General features: G+C 76.7%; 18 protein-coding genes. 4 read left to right on the top strand and 14 right to left on the bottom strand.

The window, feature by feature from the left end; genetic code table 11:
* Positions 1-27: 27 nt before the first annotated feature.
* The 6 genes from ACI8AB_RS05380 to ACI8AB_RS05355 all read right to left on the bottom strand — a co-directional run bounded on the left by ACI8AB_RS05380 (position 28) and on the right by ACI8AB_RS05355 (position 4,996).
* Positions 28-1,002: a substrate-binding domain-containing protein gene (locus ACI8AB_RS05380; protein ID WP_456949242.1), complete on the bottom strand. Its 975-nt coding sequence runs from the start codon at positions 1,000-1,002 to the stop codon at positions 28-30.
* Between the two features lie 135 nt (positions 1,003-1,137).
* Positions 1,138-2,355 carry a Gfo/Idh/MocA family protein gene (locus ACI8AB_RS05375; RefSeq protein ID WP_456949241.1) on the bottom strand — a complete coding sequence of 406 codons (1,218 nt, stop codon included), beginning with the start codon at positions 2,353-2,355 and terminating at the stop codon, positions 1,138-1,140.
* 93 nt (positions 2,356-2,448) lie between these two features.
* On the bottom strand, positions 2,449-3,384 hold the full coding sequence (locus ACI8AB_RS05370) for an anti-sigma factor RsbA family regulatory protein (protein WP_456949240.1): 936 nt from the start codon (positions 3,382-3,384) through the stop codon (positions 2,449-2,451).
* Positions 3,381-4,232 carry an MEDS domain-containing protein gene (locus tag ACI8AB_RS05365; RefSeq protein WP_456949239.1) on the bottom strand — a complete coding sequence of 284 codons (852 nt, stop codon included), beginning with the start codon at positions 4,230-4,232 and terminating at the stop codon, positions 3,381-3,383. The genes ACI8AB_RS05370 and ACI8AB_RS05365 overlap by 4 nt, the downstream gene beginning before the upstream one ends.
* Positions 4,233-4,311: 79 nt before the next feature.
* Positions 4,312-4,737: an ester cyclase gene (locus tag ACI8AB_RS05360; RefSeq protein ID WP_456949238.1), complete on the bottom strand. Its 426-nt coding sequence runs from the start codon at positions 4,735-4,737 to the stop codon at positions 4,312-4,314.
* 7 nt (positions 4,738-4,744) lie between these two features.
* A complete protein-coding gene (locus tag ACI8AB_RS05355; RefSeq protein ID WP_456949237.1) occupies positions 4,745-4,996 on the bottom strand; it encodes a lipopolysaccharide assembly protein LapA domain-containing protein in 252 nt (83 codons plus the stop codon).
* Positions 4,997-5,189: 193 nt separating this feature from the next.
* Here ACI8AB_RS05355 and ACI8AB_RS05350 point away from each other — a divergent pair, with 193 nt between their 5' ends.
* Positions 5,190-5,873 carry a hypothetical protein gene (locus ACI8AB_RS05350; RefSeq protein ID WP_456949236.1) on the top strand — a complete coding sequence of 228 codons (684 nt, stop codon included), beginning with the start codon at positions 5,190-5,192 and terminating at the stop codon, positions 5,871-5,873.
* Between the two features lie 10 nt (positions 5,874-5,883).
* Here ACI8AB_RS05350 and ACI8AB_RS05345 read toward each other — a convergent pair whose 3' ends face one another.
* The 4 genes from ACI8AB_RS05345 to ACI8AB_RS05330 form a co-directional block, all read right to left on the bottom strand.
* Positions 5,884-6,339: an RDD family protein gene (locus ACI8AB_RS05345; protein WP_456949235.1), complete on the bottom strand. Its 456-nt coding sequence runs from the start codon at positions 6,337-6,339 to the stop codon at positions 5,884-5,886.
* 108 nt (positions 6,340-6,447) lie between these two features.
* A complete protein-coding gene (locus ACI8AB_RS05340; RefSeq protein WP_456949234.1) occupies positions 6,448-7,416 on the bottom strand; it encodes an NADPH:quinone oxidoreductase family protein in 969 nt (322 codons plus the stop codon).
* Positions 7,417-7,506: 90 nt separating this feature from the next.
* Positions 7,507-8,010 (bottom strand): copper chaperone PCu(A)C, encoded by a 504-nt coding sequence (locus tag ACI8AB_RS05335; protein ID WP_456949233.1) that lies wholly within the window; start codon positions 8,008-8,010, stop codon positions 7,507-7,509.
* Positions 8,011-8,101: 91 nt separating this feature from the next.
* The gene (locus tag ACI8AB_RS05330; protein ID WP_456949232.1) at positions 8,102-8,353 is read right to left on the bottom strand and encodes a hypothetical protein; all 252 of its coding nucleotides are present in this window, start codon (positions 8,351-8,353) and stop codon (positions 8,102-8,104) included.
* 93 nt (positions 8,354-8,446) lie between these two features.
* On the opposite strand from ACI8AB_RS05330, the gene ACI8AB_RS05325 reads away from it, so the two are divergent.
* Positions 8,447-9,016 carry an N-acetyltransferase family protein gene (locus ACI8AB_RS05325; RefSeq protein WP_456949231.1) on the top strand — a complete coding sequence of 190 codons (570 nt, stop codon included), beginning with the start codon at positions 8,447-8,449 and terminating at the stop codon, positions 9,014-9,016.
* On the opposite strand, the gene ACI8AB_RS05320 is transcribed toward ACI8AB_RS05325, so the two are convergent.
* Positions 8,979-9,851 carry an MIP/aquaporin family protein gene (locus tag ACI8AB_RS05320; protein ID WP_456949230.1) on the bottom strand — a complete coding sequence of 291 codons (873 nt, stop codon included), beginning with the start codon at positions 9,849-9,851 and terminating at the stop codon, positions 8,979-8,981. The two genes, ACI8AB_RS05325 and ACI8AB_RS05320, sit on opposite strands and share 38 nt — an antisense overlap.
* Before the next feature lie 224 nt (positions 9,852-10,075).
* Here ACI8AB_RS05320 and ACI8AB_RS05315 point away from each other — a divergent pair, with 224 nt between their 5' ends.
* Entirely contained in the window at positions 10,076-10,696 is a 621-nt protein-coding gene (locus ACI8AB_RS05315; RefSeq protein ID WP_456949229.1) for a hypothetical protein, read from the top strand.
* On the opposite strand, the gene ACI8AB_RS05310 is transcribed toward ACI8AB_RS05315, so the two are convergent.
* Together ACI8AB_RS05310 and hppD are read right to left on the bottom strand one after the other, a co-directional pair.
* The gene (locus ACI8AB_RS05310; RefSeq protein WP_456949228.1) at positions 10,657-11,862 is read right to left on the bottom strand and encodes a cupin domain-containing protein; all 1,206 of its coding nucleotides are present in this window, start codon (positions 11,860-11,862) and stop codon (positions 10,657-10,659) included. The genes ACI8AB_RS05315 and ACI8AB_RS05310 overlap by 40 nt on opposite strands.
* 87 nt (positions 11,863-11,949) lie before the next feature.
* Positions 11,950-13,155 carry a 4-hydroxyphenylpyruvate dioxygenase gene (hppD, locus tag ACI8AB_RS05305; protein ID WP_456949227.1) on the bottom strand — a complete coding sequence of 402 codons (1,206 nt, stop codon included), beginning with the start codon at positions 13,153-13,155 and terminating at the stop codon, positions 11,950-11,952.
* 155 nt (positions 13,156-13,310) lie between these two features.
* Here hppD and ACI8AB_RS05300 point away from each other — a divergent pair, with 155 nt between their 5' ends.
* Positions 13,311-13,808 carry an Lrp/AsnC family transcriptional regulator gene (locus ACI8AB_RS05300; protein WP_387988120.1) on the top strand — a complete coding sequence of 166 codons (498 nt, stop codon included), beginning with the start codon at positions 13,311-13,313 and terminating at the stop codon, positions 13,806-13,808.
* 25 nt (positions 13,809-13,833) lie between these two features.
* Here the strand turns inward: ACI8AB_RS05300 and ACI8AB_RS05295 are convergent, their stop codons facing one another.
* Positions 13,834-14,319 (bottom strand): universal stress protein, encoded by a 486-nt coding sequence (locus ACI8AB_RS05295; RefSeq protein WP_456949226.1) that lies wholly within the window; start codon positions 14,317-14,319, stop codon positions 13,834-13,836.
* Positions 14,320-14,403 lie beyond the last annotated feature (84 nt).

Below are 14,403 nucleotides of genomic sequence, written 5' to 3'. Positions count from 1 at the left end.
GGCGGCCCCGGCTCCCCCCGAGCGGGGTTACCGGGTGTTGTTGGCCGCGTACTCGACGATCGGGCCGATGTTCTCCTCGTCGACGATCGACGGGCCGGTCAGGACGGGGCCGCCACCACCGATGTCGTTGCCGTTGGTGATGTTCAGCCACAGCGCGGTGACGGCCATGTAGCCCTGCACGTAGGGCTGCTGGTCGACCGAGAAGGCGATGTCACCGTTCTGGATCGCCTCGGCGACGTCGGAGTTCAGGTCGAAGGTGACGATCTCGGCCTGACTGCCGCTGTCGTTCTTGGCCTGCTGCGCCGCGAGGGCGACCGGGGCGCCCAGCGTGACGACGTGGGTGATCGAGGGGTCCTGCTGGAGCTTGGCCCCGATCGTCTGCTGCACCGCCGGCAGGTCGGCGCCGGGCACGTTGATGTTCTCGGTGTTGGCGAAGGTCTTCGCCACACCGGCGCACCGGGTCTCGAGGGCGACCTGCCCCTGCTCCTGGATGACGCAGAGGGCCTTGCCGCCACCGTCCTGCCCGATCCGGGTGCCGACGGTCTGGCCGGCCAGGTCCTCGTTGGACCCGAAGTACATCGGCACGCCGTAGTTCTGGTAGTCATTGATCCCGGAGTTGAAGGCGACGACCGGGATGCCGGCCTCCATGGCCGACTGCGCCGCCGGCCCCACCGCGTCGGGGAAGGCGAGGGTGACCGCGATGCCGTCGACGCCCTGGTCCACGGCGTTCTGGACGAGGGTCGCCTCCTCGCTGGAGTCCGGGTCGTTCGAGTAGTTGAGCGTGAGGCCGTGGGCGTCGGCGGCGGCCTCCGCGCCGGCGCGGATCTTGTCCCAGAAGGTGTCCCCCGGCGTCTCGTGCGTGATCATCGCGATGGTGTAGTCGCCCTGGTCCGCACCGCCGCCCTCGTTCTGGGCACCGCCCTCGCTGCTGCACGCACTCGCGACCACGACCGTCGCGCTCACCGCCACCGCCAGCTGCAGCGACCTGCGGGTCCTCCTCATGGGCGTCTCCTCGTCGGGATGGCCACCCTCCTGGCGGCCGTCGGCCGGTCCAGACGCCGGACCTCCCCCGTCACAACGACGTCCTTATGTCTGGACATAGTGACATGTGGAATGTGACATGGGGCACCAGAGGCGTCAAGGGCCCGGCGTGCCCCCGACCGGGACGGCCCGGTCCGCGGGGACCGTCACCCGCTCCCCCCGGGCGGCGGACTCGGCGATCGCGTCGAGGACGACCGCCGCCTGCACCGCGTCGGCCAGCGTCGCGCCGTGCGGCTCGCCGGTCGCGGCCGCCAGCAGCGCGTCGCGCGCCTCGACGACCTTCAGGTCGTCGAAGCCCATCGGGTTGCCGGGGCCGGGCTGGAAGGCCGCGTACTCCCCCGCCCCGGGACCGACCAGCACGGTGGCGACGGGCTGGTCCTGTGCGACCGGGCCGCGGCTGACCTGCAGCTCACCCATCCGGCGGAAGTCCCACGCCAGGCGCCCGGCGCTGCCGTGCACCTCGAAGCCGTAGGCGTTCTGCTCCCCCGCCGCCACCCGGCTGGCCTCCAGCGCCACCCGCGCGCCGGAGGACAGCCGCAGCAGCGCGGCGACGTGGTCGTCGTTCTCCACCGGCCCCGGGACGCCGCCGGTCGCCAGCGCGTGCCCCGACGTCGGCCCGGCCGGCCGGGGCCGCTGCGGCACGAACACCGCCGTGTCGGCGAGCACGGACTCGACCTCGTCGCCGAGCAGGTGGCGGACCAGGTCGACGGCGTGCGAGCCGAGGTCGGCGAGGACCCCGCTGCCGCCGCGGGCCCGCTCGTACCGCCAGGTCAGCGCCCCCTCCGGCGCGGCGGCGTAGTCGCTGAGGAAGGCGACGCGGGCGTGGGTCACCCGGCCGATCTCGCCGGCGGCGACCATCTCCCGCGCCAGGGCGACCGCGGGCACGTTGCGGTAGCTCAGCCCGACGACGCCCTGGACGCCGGCCGCGGCGGCCGCGCCGGCCACCGCGCGGGCGTCGTCGGCGGTCAGGCCCACCGGCTTCTCGATCCACAGGTGCCGGCCGGACCCCGCGACGGCGACGCCGATCTCCCGGTGCAGCCAGTTGGGCGCGGCGACCGACACGAGCTCGACGCGCGGGTCGGCGAGCACCGCCCGCCAGTCCGTGGTGGCCGTGGCGAAGCCGTGGCCGGCGGCGGCGGCCTCGGCGCGGCCGGGGACGTCGTCGGCGACGGCGACCAGCCGCGGGGCGACGGGCAGGCCGGGGAAGTGGTGGCCGACCCGGGCGTGCGCGCGGGCGTGCACGGTGCCCATCCAGCCGAACCCGACGACCGCGACCCCGACCGGACGCCCGGTCCCCGGCCCGTTCCCGCCCACGGCACGCCCCCTCGGCCCCGTGAGTGGGAGCGAGCGTAGGCCCGGACCGGCCCGCGGGGACCGCTCCGTGCCGTGGGGTCGGGAGCCGCCGGGTCAGGCGCGGAAGAACAGCCGGACCGTGGTGCCGGCCGGCCCGGTGCGGACGGCGGCGTCGTCGGCCAGGCTCCACGCCAGCCACATGCCGCGCGCGCCGTCGGCGGGGTCCGGGGGCACGTAGCCGAGCGTCGCGTCGGCCAGGCCGGGCCCGGCGTCGGCCACCTCGACGACGAAGGCGTCCCCGTCGGTCCAGGTCGACAGCTCCGCGAAGGGGGCGGCCCCCAGCGCGTTGACCAGCAGCTCGTGGGCGGCCAGGACGACGTCGCCCAGCCGCGCGCGCCGGCCGGCCGGCAGCAGCACGCTCAGCGCGCGGCGGCCCTGCGCCGGCGACGTCACCGGCAGCACGGCCGCGGCCTCGGGGCGCGGGGTCCAGGCCGGCTGCGCCCGGTGCAGGAAGCAGGCCGGGTCCTCGTACGCCGGCTGGGGTGCCGGGGCGGCGCCGTCCCAGGTGAGCGGGTGGGTGCGGGCGACGGCCGCGAGGACGTCGGCGGGCAGCCGCTGGGCGTCGTGCAGGCAGAGGCTGTAGTACGGCATCGTGTCGTAGCAGCGGTTGGCCACCGCCTCGAAGCGGCTCCACTCCCGCCCGTCCTCCCGGGCCAGCCACACCGGCTCGGCGGCCAGCCGCCAGCTCGGCGCCTCGGCGCGGAGGGCGCGCAGGTCGCGGTCGTAGGCCTGCAGCGTGCCGTGGCCGCCGCGCCACCAGGTCTCCGCGGCGGCGAAGACCGCCAGCCGGCCGAGGTCGGTCCCCAGCTGCCCGGCCAGCAGGCTGCGCACCCGCTCCCCGGCGACGACGAGCACCGGCTCGTCCCGGCGGAAGCCCTCGAGGACGAAGGGCACCACCCGCTCGACCAGCTCGGCGTCGGAGGAGAAGACGAACCCCTCGTGGGCGAGGCCGGTGCCGTCCCAGCCGCCGGTCGGGCGCAGCCAGGTCACGGCTGCCCCGGGGCCGTGCCGGACGGCTCCAGGCCGAACAGCTCCAGGCAGCGCAGCACGTTCCGGCGCGCCGCCACCGGCCGCAGGTCGATCCCGCGGGCGGCCAGCTCCCGCGCCGCGCCGGCCAGTGCCCGGGCGCCCGCCACGTCGAGGAAGCCGAGGTCCGCGAGGTCGAGCACCAGCTCGCCGGGGGTGTCGCCGGCGACGTCGACCAGCGCGGTCGCCACGTGCGCGGCCTCGGTGAGGTCCACCTCGCCGTGCAGCGACAGCCGGGGTCCGCGGCCGGACAGGTGCGCCAGCGGCAGCCGGTCGCCGAGGTGCTGCAGCGGGTGGAGGACGGCGACCGGCCCGAGGACCTCCGGGCCCACCGACGCGTCGTAGAGACACAGCGCGGTCATGGGGACCGCGGCCATGAGCTCGTCGGCGAGCTGCTCGTAGGCGTGCAGCAGGCGGCGGCCGGCCGGCCCGCCGCTGACCAGCTCGGTGACGTCCGCCGCCACCCGCAGGCCGGTGCGCCCGCCGGCGAGCGCCGCCCGCGTCGCGGCGCGGTAGTGCTCCACCTGCCCGGCCGGGGTGAGGCCGCCCGCGGCCGTGTAGCTGTCACCGGTCGTCTGCAGGTCGAGCCGGCCGGCGGCGAGCAGCTCGTCCCGGTGCGGCAGTCCCGACACCGCGGCCAGCAGGGCGGACCGCGAGGGGCCGACCACGACCAGCTGCTCGTCACGCCGGCGCCCCTCCTCGAGGAAGGGCACGACCGCCGCGGCCAGGTCGGCGCCGTCACCGACGGACCAGCAGGCGTGGTCCCCCGGCCGGAGTCCGGTCGGGGTGCCCAGACCCTGCGGGGTGGTCACAAGGATGACGCTACCCACCCGCGTCGCCGGTGTCAGGACCCGGACGGATCCGTTCCGGGGGCGCTCGCGGAGGGCCTGGTCAGGCGCGCACGAGGCGGACGGCGTCGACGGCGGCCAGCGCCCCGAGCTCGTCGGCGACCATCCAGACGTCGGCGATCCGGCCGCCGTCGAGGGTGAGGACGTCGACCACCCGCAGCCGCACGTCCCGGCCGGTGGGCGGGAGCGGGCCGGCCGCGGTCTGCAGCGGCCCCACCTGCCGGCCGCCCATCCGGAAGGCGACCACGACCCGGTCGCCGTCCTCGACCACGGCGACGACCTGCCGCTCCACCCGCTCGAAGGTGCGCTGCACCGCCCGGGCGCGGGCGACCAGGTCGGCGGCGGCCAGCGGCCGGCCGTTGACCGTGACGGGGTCGGTGTAGACCGCGCGGAAGGCCTCCTCCGCGGCGGGTCCGCCGGGCAGCGGGTCGGTCCACAGCCGCAGCAGCCGGTCGACGTCGAAGGTCATCGGCCCGTCACCGCCGGGTGCGCAGGATCATCCCCAGGAGCACGCCGACCAGCAGCACGATCGTCAGGATCAGCCACAGCGGCGACGAGACGTCGACGGTGAACAGGTCGACGGTGACCCGGTCGCGGTTCTGCAGGATGAACGCGACCGTCACGACGGCGAGGACCAGCGCGAGGACCTGCCCCGGCCGGACCCGGCGCCGCGCCGGGCGGGACGACGGGGCGGGCGGTGGGGTCCTGGCGGGTGTCGTCTTGGCCATGGGGTCCTCCGCCGGTCGGGAGTGGCACGGTCGAGGCCGGACGCGCCACCGTCCCGTCGCGGCGGCGGGTCCCGCCTCACCCCGGGCGGACGAGGCGGGGCGGCGCGGGCGCCGCCCGACCGTCCCGCCGGGATGACCCCGGCGCCGGGCCCGGCGGGCACCCTGGACGCCCGCCGCAGATCGGGGGTCCCCGGTGAGCCGAGTCGACGAGCGGAGCCCGGCCGCCCCCGAGGAGACGGCGGCCCGCCCGGACCCGCCGCGCCCGGCCCCGCCGCGCCCGGGCCCGGTGCTGGAGTTCGTCGCCGTCGTCGTCCTGTCGATCACGACCCTGCTCACCGCCTGGTCGGCCTTCCAGGCCGGCCAGTGGGGCGGGGAGACGTCCATCGCGTTCAGCCGGGCCTCGGCCGACCGGATCGAGGCCGCCCGCGCGGCCGCCCTGGCCGACGCCCGGCTGACCAACCAGATCGGGCTGTGGACCCAGTGGGTCGTCGCGCAGGGCTCCGGGGAGCCGGAGCTGGCGGAGTTCCTCGTCGCCCGCTTCCCCGAGCCGCTGGCGACCGCCCACGGGGACTGGCTGGCGGCCGGCGGCACCGCCGCCGCCTCCCCGTTCGACATGCCCTCCTACGTCCTGCCGGAGCAGCAGGTCGCCGCCGACCTCGACGCCCGGGCGTCGGCGGCGTTCGACACCGCCCTCACCGACGACCAGCGCGGTGACGACTACACGGTCCTCACGGTGCTGTTCGCCGCGGTGCTGTTCTTCGCGGCCATGTCGGCGCGGGTGCGCGCCGCCCGCTCGCAGTGGGTGCTGCTCGGTACCGCCGTGGCGCTCGGCCTGGTCGGCGTCGGCCTGCTCGCGGTCTTCCCCAAGCTGCTGTGACCGGCGCCGGTCAGGTCCGGACGACGAGGGTGTGCGCGGCCATGTCCCCGAGCCGCTGCCGGCGGGGGTTGGACAGCACGACGACGAAGGCCACCAGGTAGCCGAGGAGACCGTCGACCACCCGCAGCACGGTGCGGACGGCCGCGGCGGCGTACCCCGGCGGCGTGGCGCCGGACCGCTCGTCGACGACGCGGATCCCGGCCGCCATCTTGCCCAGCGTCTGGCCGAGCGCCCCCTCCATGAGGACGAAGTAGGCGACGGCGGCCACGGCGTAGAGCACGGTGGCCCACGCCGGGGCGTCGGACACCCACTCCCACGGGCCCACCTGCTCGATGGAGTCGGTGCCCGCGGCCAGCAGGGTGAAGGCGGCGCCGACGACCACGCTGTCGATGAGCGTGGCGAGGACGCGCCGGCCGGTGACGTGGACGTCGGTGGTCGCGGCGTACGGGGCGGAGAGCGCCGTCATGGCTGCCTCCTGCGTCGGGTGCGGGACGGACCGCCCCAGCCTCGCGGGGTGACCCGTCCCGCCCCCACGCCCGGACGGCCCGGGCGCGCGGGGCCCTTGGGCCCCGGGTCAGTCGCGCACGCGCAGCAGGACCTTGCCGGTGGCGCGGCGCTCGTCGAGCTCGGTGACCGCGGCCGCGGCGTCGGCGAGGTCGTGCACCGTGCCGAGCACCGGCCGGAGGCGGCCCTGCTCGAGCAGCGGCAGCAGGTCGGCCCACTGCTCGCGCACGAAGCCGGGGTCCCCGGCCCAGAACGCGCCCCAGCCGACGCCGACCACCGACACGTTGTTGAGCAGCAGCCGGTTGACCTTGACGGTGGGGATCTCGCCGCCGGTGAAGCCGAGCACCAGCAGCCGGCCCTCGCGGCCGAGGCTGCGCAGCGAGTCGGTGAACCGGTCCCCGCCGACCGGGTCGGCGACGACGTCGACGCCGCGGCCGCCGGTGAGCTCCTTCACCCGCTCGCGGAACCCGTCGGCGAGCACGACCTCGTCGGCGCCGGCGGCGCGGGCCACCTCGCCCTTGGCCTCGCTGGACACCACCGCGAGCACCCGCGCGCCGTAGGCCCTGGCGAGCTGGACGCCCGCCGTCCCCAGCCCGCCCGCGGCGCCGTGCACGAGCACCGTCTCGCCCTCGCGCAGCTGCCCCCGCCGGCGCAGCGCAAAGTGCATGGTCAGGTAGTTCATCGGCAGCGCGGCGCCCTGCTCGAAGGAGACGCCGTCGGGCAGCGGGAAGACGAAGCCCGGGTCGGCCGCGGCCACCTCGGCGAAGCCGCCGAAGCCGGGGAAGGCCGCCACCCGCTGCCCGGCGGCGAGCCCGCTGCCCTCCGGGGCGCTGCGCACGACGCCGGCCACCTCGCTGCCGGGCACGAACGGCACCGGCGGCTTGAGCTGGTACTCGCCGCGGCTGAGGAGCACCTCGGGGAAGGTCACGCCGGCGACGTGCACGTCGATCACGACCTTGCCGCCGGCGTCGGGCTCGGGGACGTCGGCGACGGAGATGGCCGAGGGGCCGTCGAGGCTGGTGATCTGCGCGGCGCGCACGGGTCCTCCTGGAGGGCTCGGGAGACGGTGCGGCGAGTGTGTCAGAGCACGCCCGCGGCGCCGCCGGCCCGAGCCGGGTCCCCGCCGGCCCTACGACCCCGCCGTCCCGACGGGCACGTCGAGCTGCACCTGCCCGGCCTCCTGGAAGGCGAACGTGACCTGGACGGTGTCCGTGGTGGTGATGTCGGCGGTCACGTCGTCGAGCTGCATCCGGACCTGGCCCCGGGTCGCGTCGACCGAGCCGTCGGCGGGCAGGTCGATGCCGTCGGGGCTGCTGTCGCCCTGCTCGTCGAGCAGCGTGACCGACCCGGCCGCGGGCGTGCTCACCGAGACCAGCCGGTCGTCGGTGTCCCCGTCGTTGGTCAGCGCGCCGCGGAGGGCGACCGAGTCGCCGGCGCCGATCGTCGCGTCGGCGTCGAGGTACACGTCGCTGAGGGCGACCTGCCCGACCGAGCCGTCGACGCCCGGGGTGTCCGGCACCTCCTGCGCGGTCTCCGCGTCCTGCCCCGTGCCGCACGCGACGGCGAGGAGGACGAGGACCGCGGCGCCCGTCGCCGTCCCGAGTAGTGCGCGTGCTCCGGTCCGCTGCTCCACGGGGCCTCCTGACGCCGGCACGGACTGTGGCGTACCGGTCATCGTGCTCCGCGTGACCGCTCGGGCCCAGCGGGTCGCGCGCGGGTCCGGCTCAGGCGCCGGGTGTGGCCTGCAGGTCCTCCCGCCGCCGGACGCGCACCGCGCGGAACGGCCGCCCGTGCGCCGGCTCCTCGACCCAGTCGACGGTGACCACCTGCCCGGCGCGCAGCGACTCCCCGGCCGGGTCGACGGCGGCGGCGTCGGCCCAGCAGTCGCCGGGCAGGCCGGGCACCTCGACGACGGCGCCGCGCGCCTGCTCGTCCCAGCGGACCACGGTGCCGGTGGACGTCCCCCTGCGCGTCATGCAGCGAGGGTGCGGGCCGCGGCGCCCCGTGGCAACGACGTGCTCCCGCGCACATCCCGGACGCCTGCGACCCCCGCGGGCGTTGTACCCCTCGTGAGCACCCCGAGCACGACCACCGAGCGGGCAGCCGCGGCCGGCCCGCTGACGGAGGCCGTCCTCGCCGACGGCACGCCGGCCCTGGTCTGGCCGCTGCTGGACACCGACGGCGAGGCGCTGCGGGCCGGCTACGCCGAGCTCTCGCCCGAGTCACGGCGTTCCCGCTTCCTCACCGACCTGCCCGAGCTGTCCGACTCCCTGCTGCGGCTCCTGGTCGACGGCGTGGACGGCGTCGACCACGTCGCCGTCGTCCTCACCGCCTTCCCGGCCGACGGCGGCGCCCGCCCGGTCGGCGTGGCCCGGCTGGTGCGCTGGCCCGGCGAGCCGGAGACGGCCGACGTCGCGGTCACCGTGCTCGACTCCTGGCAGGGCCGCGGTGTGGGCCGGGCGCTGCTGGACGCCGTGCTGGCCCGCCGGCCCCGCGACGTCGTGCGGCTGCGCACGACCGTGGCCGCGCACAACCGCGCCTCGCTGGGGATGCTGCGCCGGGCCGGCCGGCTGACCGCGCGGCACGAGGGCGGGGGCGAGCTCACCGTCGAGGTGACCGACCTGCCCCCGGTCCCCTGACGTCGGGCGCGCCGCCGGCGGGGGCCCGCCGGTCCTCGCCCAGCGCCCCCTGGGCCGCGAGCCGACCGATGCGCCCTCCCCCGGCGCCCCGCAGCACGACCGCGACGGCCACGGCGACCACCGCCCCGGTGGCGGGCCCGAGCAGGTGGGCCCACCACGCCGTCCGGTCGCCGAGGACCGGCGCCGGGCCGAGCGAGCGGGCGGGGTTCGTCGAGGCGCCGCTCACCGGCGAGCCGAACAGCCCGGCCAGGGCGATCCAGCTGCCGACGCCGACCGCCGCCAGCGGTCCCACGTTCTGCGCCCCCGAGGACACGCCCAGGATCACGCTGACCAGCCCGACGGTGAGGACGGCCTCCCACAGCAGCGCCGTGGTGGCCGGGACGCCCGGGCCCGGCAGGGTGAGCCCGGCGCTCCCCTGCCGGCCGATCAGGGCCCACAGCAGCAGGGTCGCGAGGACGGCGCCGAGGAACTGCGCGACGACGTGGGCGGGCACGGGCCGGAACGGCAAGTCGCCGCGCAGCGCGAACGCGGTGCTCACCGCCGGGTTCAGGTGCGCGCCCGAGACGGCGCCCATGAACAGGATGGCGGCGGTGACCACGGGCGCCGGGGCGACGGCCAGCGCGCCGTAGGGCACGGCCGACCCGCCGAAGCGGGCGTCGACCATCCCCCCGCCGACGGCCACGAGCACCAGGAGGAAGGTGCCGAACAGCTCGGCGGACAGGCGCCGTCCCTCCTCGCGGCGGTCCCGGAAGTCGAACGCGTCGCGCACCGAGCCGGGCGTGCCCAGGGCGCGCAGCAGGCGCCGCTCCGGCGGCGGCGTCGTGTCGTCGGTCATCACCACCTCCGCGCACCGGGCCCGACGACGACCGTGGCCCGCGTCCGCGCCCGCGGACACCGTCCTCCGGGGACGACGCGGCCGGCCGCGACTCATCCGGTCGGGGCGACGTGCGGACGGGCGCACGCGACGAGGCTGCGCGTGCCGACAGGCCCACAGCCGCGGCGGTGCGCGCGACACTGGCCGCGCCGTCGCCGTCCGTCGACCGAACCGGGTGGTGGACCATGGAGAGGACCGACCGGCCCGTCGTCCCCGACGGGCTCCCCCGGCTCCGGGCCGGGTGGCACGCGTCGCCGGAGCAGGGCGCCTGTCTCATGGAGTACGTCTCGGTGCTCGCCGGGACCTCCTTCGACGACCACCCCCGCTGCACCGACCCCACCCTGGCCGCGCTGGCCCGGCTGGTGAACGACGCCTCCACCGACGACGGGCGGCCGCTGCTGGCCGCCTTCGCCCCCGCCCTGGCCGGCGCCGCCCGCTTCCGGGACGCCCGCCGCACGGCCGCGGTCGTCCACGCCGCGGTGCGGGCCGCCGCCGCCGCGGCGGAACACCCGGCCGTGCTGCGCCGGCACCTCGCCGGCGCCGGGCGGCGGTGCGTCCGCGTCGCCGGCACCGGGCCGTGGGCGGGCCTCGCCCGGTGGCTGGACCCGCTGTACCGGCAGGGGCCGGGGCGCCACCGCCTGGAGGCGGCGGTCGCGGCGCTGTGGGACTTGCCCGCAGGGCGGCGGGACGCCGCGCTGCGGGCCACGCTGGCCGCGGCCGTCGCCGCCGCCCGCGCGCCGGTGACCGGCGGGCCGGTCCCGTCAGCTCACGTGCCGGGTCCCCGGCCCGACCAGCTCCAGGCGTAGCGGCCGTCGTCGGAGGCGGTGCCGGCCTCGCCGAGCTCGAGCGGGCGGAAGGTGTCGACCATGACCGCCAGCTCGTCGAACCGCTCCGCGCCGAGCGACCGCTCCACCGCGCCGGGCTGCGGGCCGTGGCTGTGCCCGCCGGGGTGCAGCGAGACCGACCCCCTGCCGATCCCCGAGCCCCGGCGCGCCTCGTAGTCGCCGTCGACGTAGAACATGACCTCGTCGCTGTCGACGTTGGAGTGGTAGTAGGGCACCGGCACGGCCAGCGGGTGGTAGTCGACCTTCCGCGGCACGAAGTTGCAGATGACGAAGTTCACGCCCTCGAACACCTGGTGCACCGGGGGCGGCTGGTGCACCCGCCCGGTGATCGGCTCGAAGTCCGCCACGGCGAACGCGTAGGGGTAGAGGCAGCCGTCCCAGCCGACGACGTCGAAGGGGTGCTCCGGCGTCACGTGGACGGTGCCGGCCAGCCCGCCGGGCCCGGGGCCGCGGTGCTTGACGTACACCTCGACGTCGGTGCCCTCGGCCAGCAGCGGGGCGTCCGGGCCGCGGAGGTCGCGCTCGCAGTAGGGCGCGTGCTCGAGGAACTGCCCGTAGCGGGACAGGTAGCGCCTGGGCGGCGCGATGTGGGAGTTGGCCTCGATCGCGTAGGTGCGCAGCGGCTCGTCGCCGGTGGGGACCCAGCGGTGGGTGGTGGCCCGCGGGACCACCACGTAGTCGCCCGCGCCGGCCTCCAGCGCGCCGAACACCGTCTCCACGGTGGCGGTGCCGCGCTCGACGAACACGCACTCGTCGCCGACCGCGTTGCGGTAGTACGGGCTGGGCAGCGACGAGACGGCGTAGGAGATGCGGACGTCGGCGTTGCCCAGCACCAGCCGCCGGCCGGTGACCGGGTCGACCCCCTTGTGCTCCTCCCCGGGGAACAGGTCGTGCAGCCTGAGGTGGCGCGGCACGAGCGGCGCGTTCGGCGTCAGGGTCTGGTCGGGCAGCTCCCAGGGGCGGGCGTCGACCAGCGCCGAGGGCAGGCCGCGGTGGTACAGCAGCGAGGAGTCGCTGGAGAAGCCCTCCTCCCCCATCAGCTCCTCGGCGTACAGGCCGCCGTCGGGACGCCGGAACTGCGTGTGCCGCTTGGGCGGGACCTCGCCCACCCTCCGGTAGAACGCCATGGTGGCCTCCCTGGTGAGGGACTGGAACGGCCACCCTTCAGGGGCCCACGCCGAGCGGAGCGAGGCGTGGGGGGAAGGGTGGTCCTCCTAAAAGTTGCCGCGCTTCTCCTGCTCGCGCTCGATGGCCTCGAAGAGTGCCTTGAAGTTGCCCTTGCCGAAGCCGAGCGAGCCGTGCCGCTCGATGAGCTCGAAGAACACCGTCGGCCGGTCGCCGGTGGGCGTGGTGAAGATCTGCAGCAGGTAGCCGTCCTCGTCGCGGTCGACGAGGATCCCGCGGGCCTGCAGCTCCTCGATCGGCACGCGCACCTCGCCGATGCGGGCCCGCAGCCCGGGGTCCTCGTAGTAGGAGTCCGGCGTCGCGAGGAACTCGACGCCCTCGGCGCGCATGGCGTCGACGGTGGCGACGATGTCGCCGGTCGCCAGCGCCACGTGCTGGGCGCCGGGGCCGCGGTAGAACTCGAGGAACTCGTCGATCTGCGACTTCCTCCTCCCCACCGCCGGCTCGTTGAGCGGGAACTTGACCCGGTGGTTGCCGTTGGCGACGACCTTGCTCATCAGCGCGGAGTAGTCGGTGGCGATGTCGTCGCCGATGAACTCCGCCATGTTGGTGAAGCCCATGACCCGGTTGTAGAAGTCGACCCAGCGGTCCATGGCGCCGAGCTCGACGTTGCCGACGACGTGGTCGACGGCCTGGAACAGCCGGCGCGGGCGGCCGGGCCGCGGCCGGTGGGACGACGTCCGGGCGACGTAGCCGGGCAGGTGGGGGCCGGTGTAGCGGGAGCGGTCGACGAGGGTGTGCACGGTGTCGCCGTACGCGCCGATGGTGGCCAGCCGGACGGTGCCGTGCTCGTCGGTGAGGTCGTGCGGCTCGGCGACGACGGTGGCGCCCTGGGCGCGGGCGTGGGCGACGCACCGGTCGACGTCGGGCACGGCGAGGGCGATGTCGACGATGCCGTCGCCGTGCGCGCGGTGGTGGTCGGCGCGGGGGCTGGCGGGGTCGTAGGCGCCGGTGACGACGAAGCGGGCGGCGCCGGAGCGCAGCACGTAGGCGCGGTGGTCGCGGTTGCCGGTCTCGGGGCCGGAGTAGGCGACCAGCTCCATGCCGAAGGCGGACTGCAGGAAGTGCGCCGTCTGCACGGCGTTGCCGACGACCCACACCAGCGCGTCCCAGCCCGAGACCGGGAACGGGTCGGCCGACTCGTCGTACTGCACCAGGCCGACCAGCTGCTCCAGCTGCCGCAGGTCGAGTCCGGCCAGGCGTTCCTCGTCGTTGAGGGTCTGCTCGATCGACACCGGAGGCCTCCTCTGCGCGGGGACGTGGGGAGAGCCCACTGCCGGAGGCCGTGCTGTGCAACCCTGACCGCAGGGGCTGGTCCGGCTGCACCGCTGGCCCAGCGGACCGGCCTGCCGACTGGGCGGACTGCACAGCTCGCGCCCCGGGAGGACGCATGACGCTCGACGCGCTGGACGTCGCGGTGCTGGAGGCGCTGCGGGAGCACCCCCGTGCCGGCGCGCTGGAGCTGTCCCGCCTGCTCGGCGTGGCCCGGGCGACGGTCACCGCCCGCGTCGCGCGCCTCGAGCGGTCCGGCGTCGTCACCGGCTACGGCCCGGACGTCGACGTCGCCGCGGCCGGGTTCGGCGTCCAGGCGTTCGTGACGCTGGAGATCGCGCAGGGCGCGATCGAGGCGGTCCGCGCCGACCTCGAGGCCATCCCCGGTGTGCTGGAGGCGCACGCGACGACGGGCAGTGGCGACGTCCTGTGCCGGGTGGGCGCGGCGTCGCACGAGGCGCTGCAGCAGGTGCTGGTCGAGCTCAACCGGTCGCCGTCGGTGGTCCGGTCGACCAGCGTCGTCGCGCTGTCGGAGCTGGTGCCGCGGCGGACCCTGCCGCTGCTGCGGACCGGGGCCGCCCCGGACGCCGGCCGCTCGCGGATGCCCCGCGCCTGAACGGGGGCCCGGACGCGCGGCGACGTCAGGCGGTGGCCTCCCCGGGCGCCGCGGTCCAGGAGAGCGGGCGTCCGGTGCCGGTGCGGACCACCGTCACCGGGCACGGCGCGTGGTGGACCATCTGGTCGCTGGTCGACCCGAGCAGCAGCCCGGCGAAGCCACCGCCGCCCCGGGTGCCGACGACGAGCAGGTCCGCGCCCCCGGCCGCCTGCACCAGGACCCGGGCCACCGGGCCGTGGACCGCGTGCGTGCGCACCCGCACCGCCGGGTCGAGGCCGGCCGCGGCGACGCAGCGCTCCAGGTCGTGGCGCACGGCCTGCTCGGAGTCCTCCAGAGGAGGGACGTAGCCCGGTTCCCGGGTGGACGGACGCGGCGCGGTGGCCAGGCTCCACGCCCGGAGCACGTGCAGCGGGAGGCCGGTCCGCCCGGCCAGGCCGGCCGCCCACACCAGCGCCTCCTGGGCGCCGGCGGAGCCGTCGTGCCCGACGAGCACCCCTCCGTCGATCGTCACGGACTCGCACACCTCGGCCACCGGCCCGGTCCCTCCTCGCGATCGGCGCCCCGCACCCGCCCGCCGGTCGCGGGCGGCAGCGGC

The organism is Geodermatophilus sp. SYSU D00698, assembly GCF_054050335.1.
The sequence above is the reverse complement of the archived record's forward strand: the minus strand, read 5'-3'. Positions and strand labels throughout refer to the sequence as shown.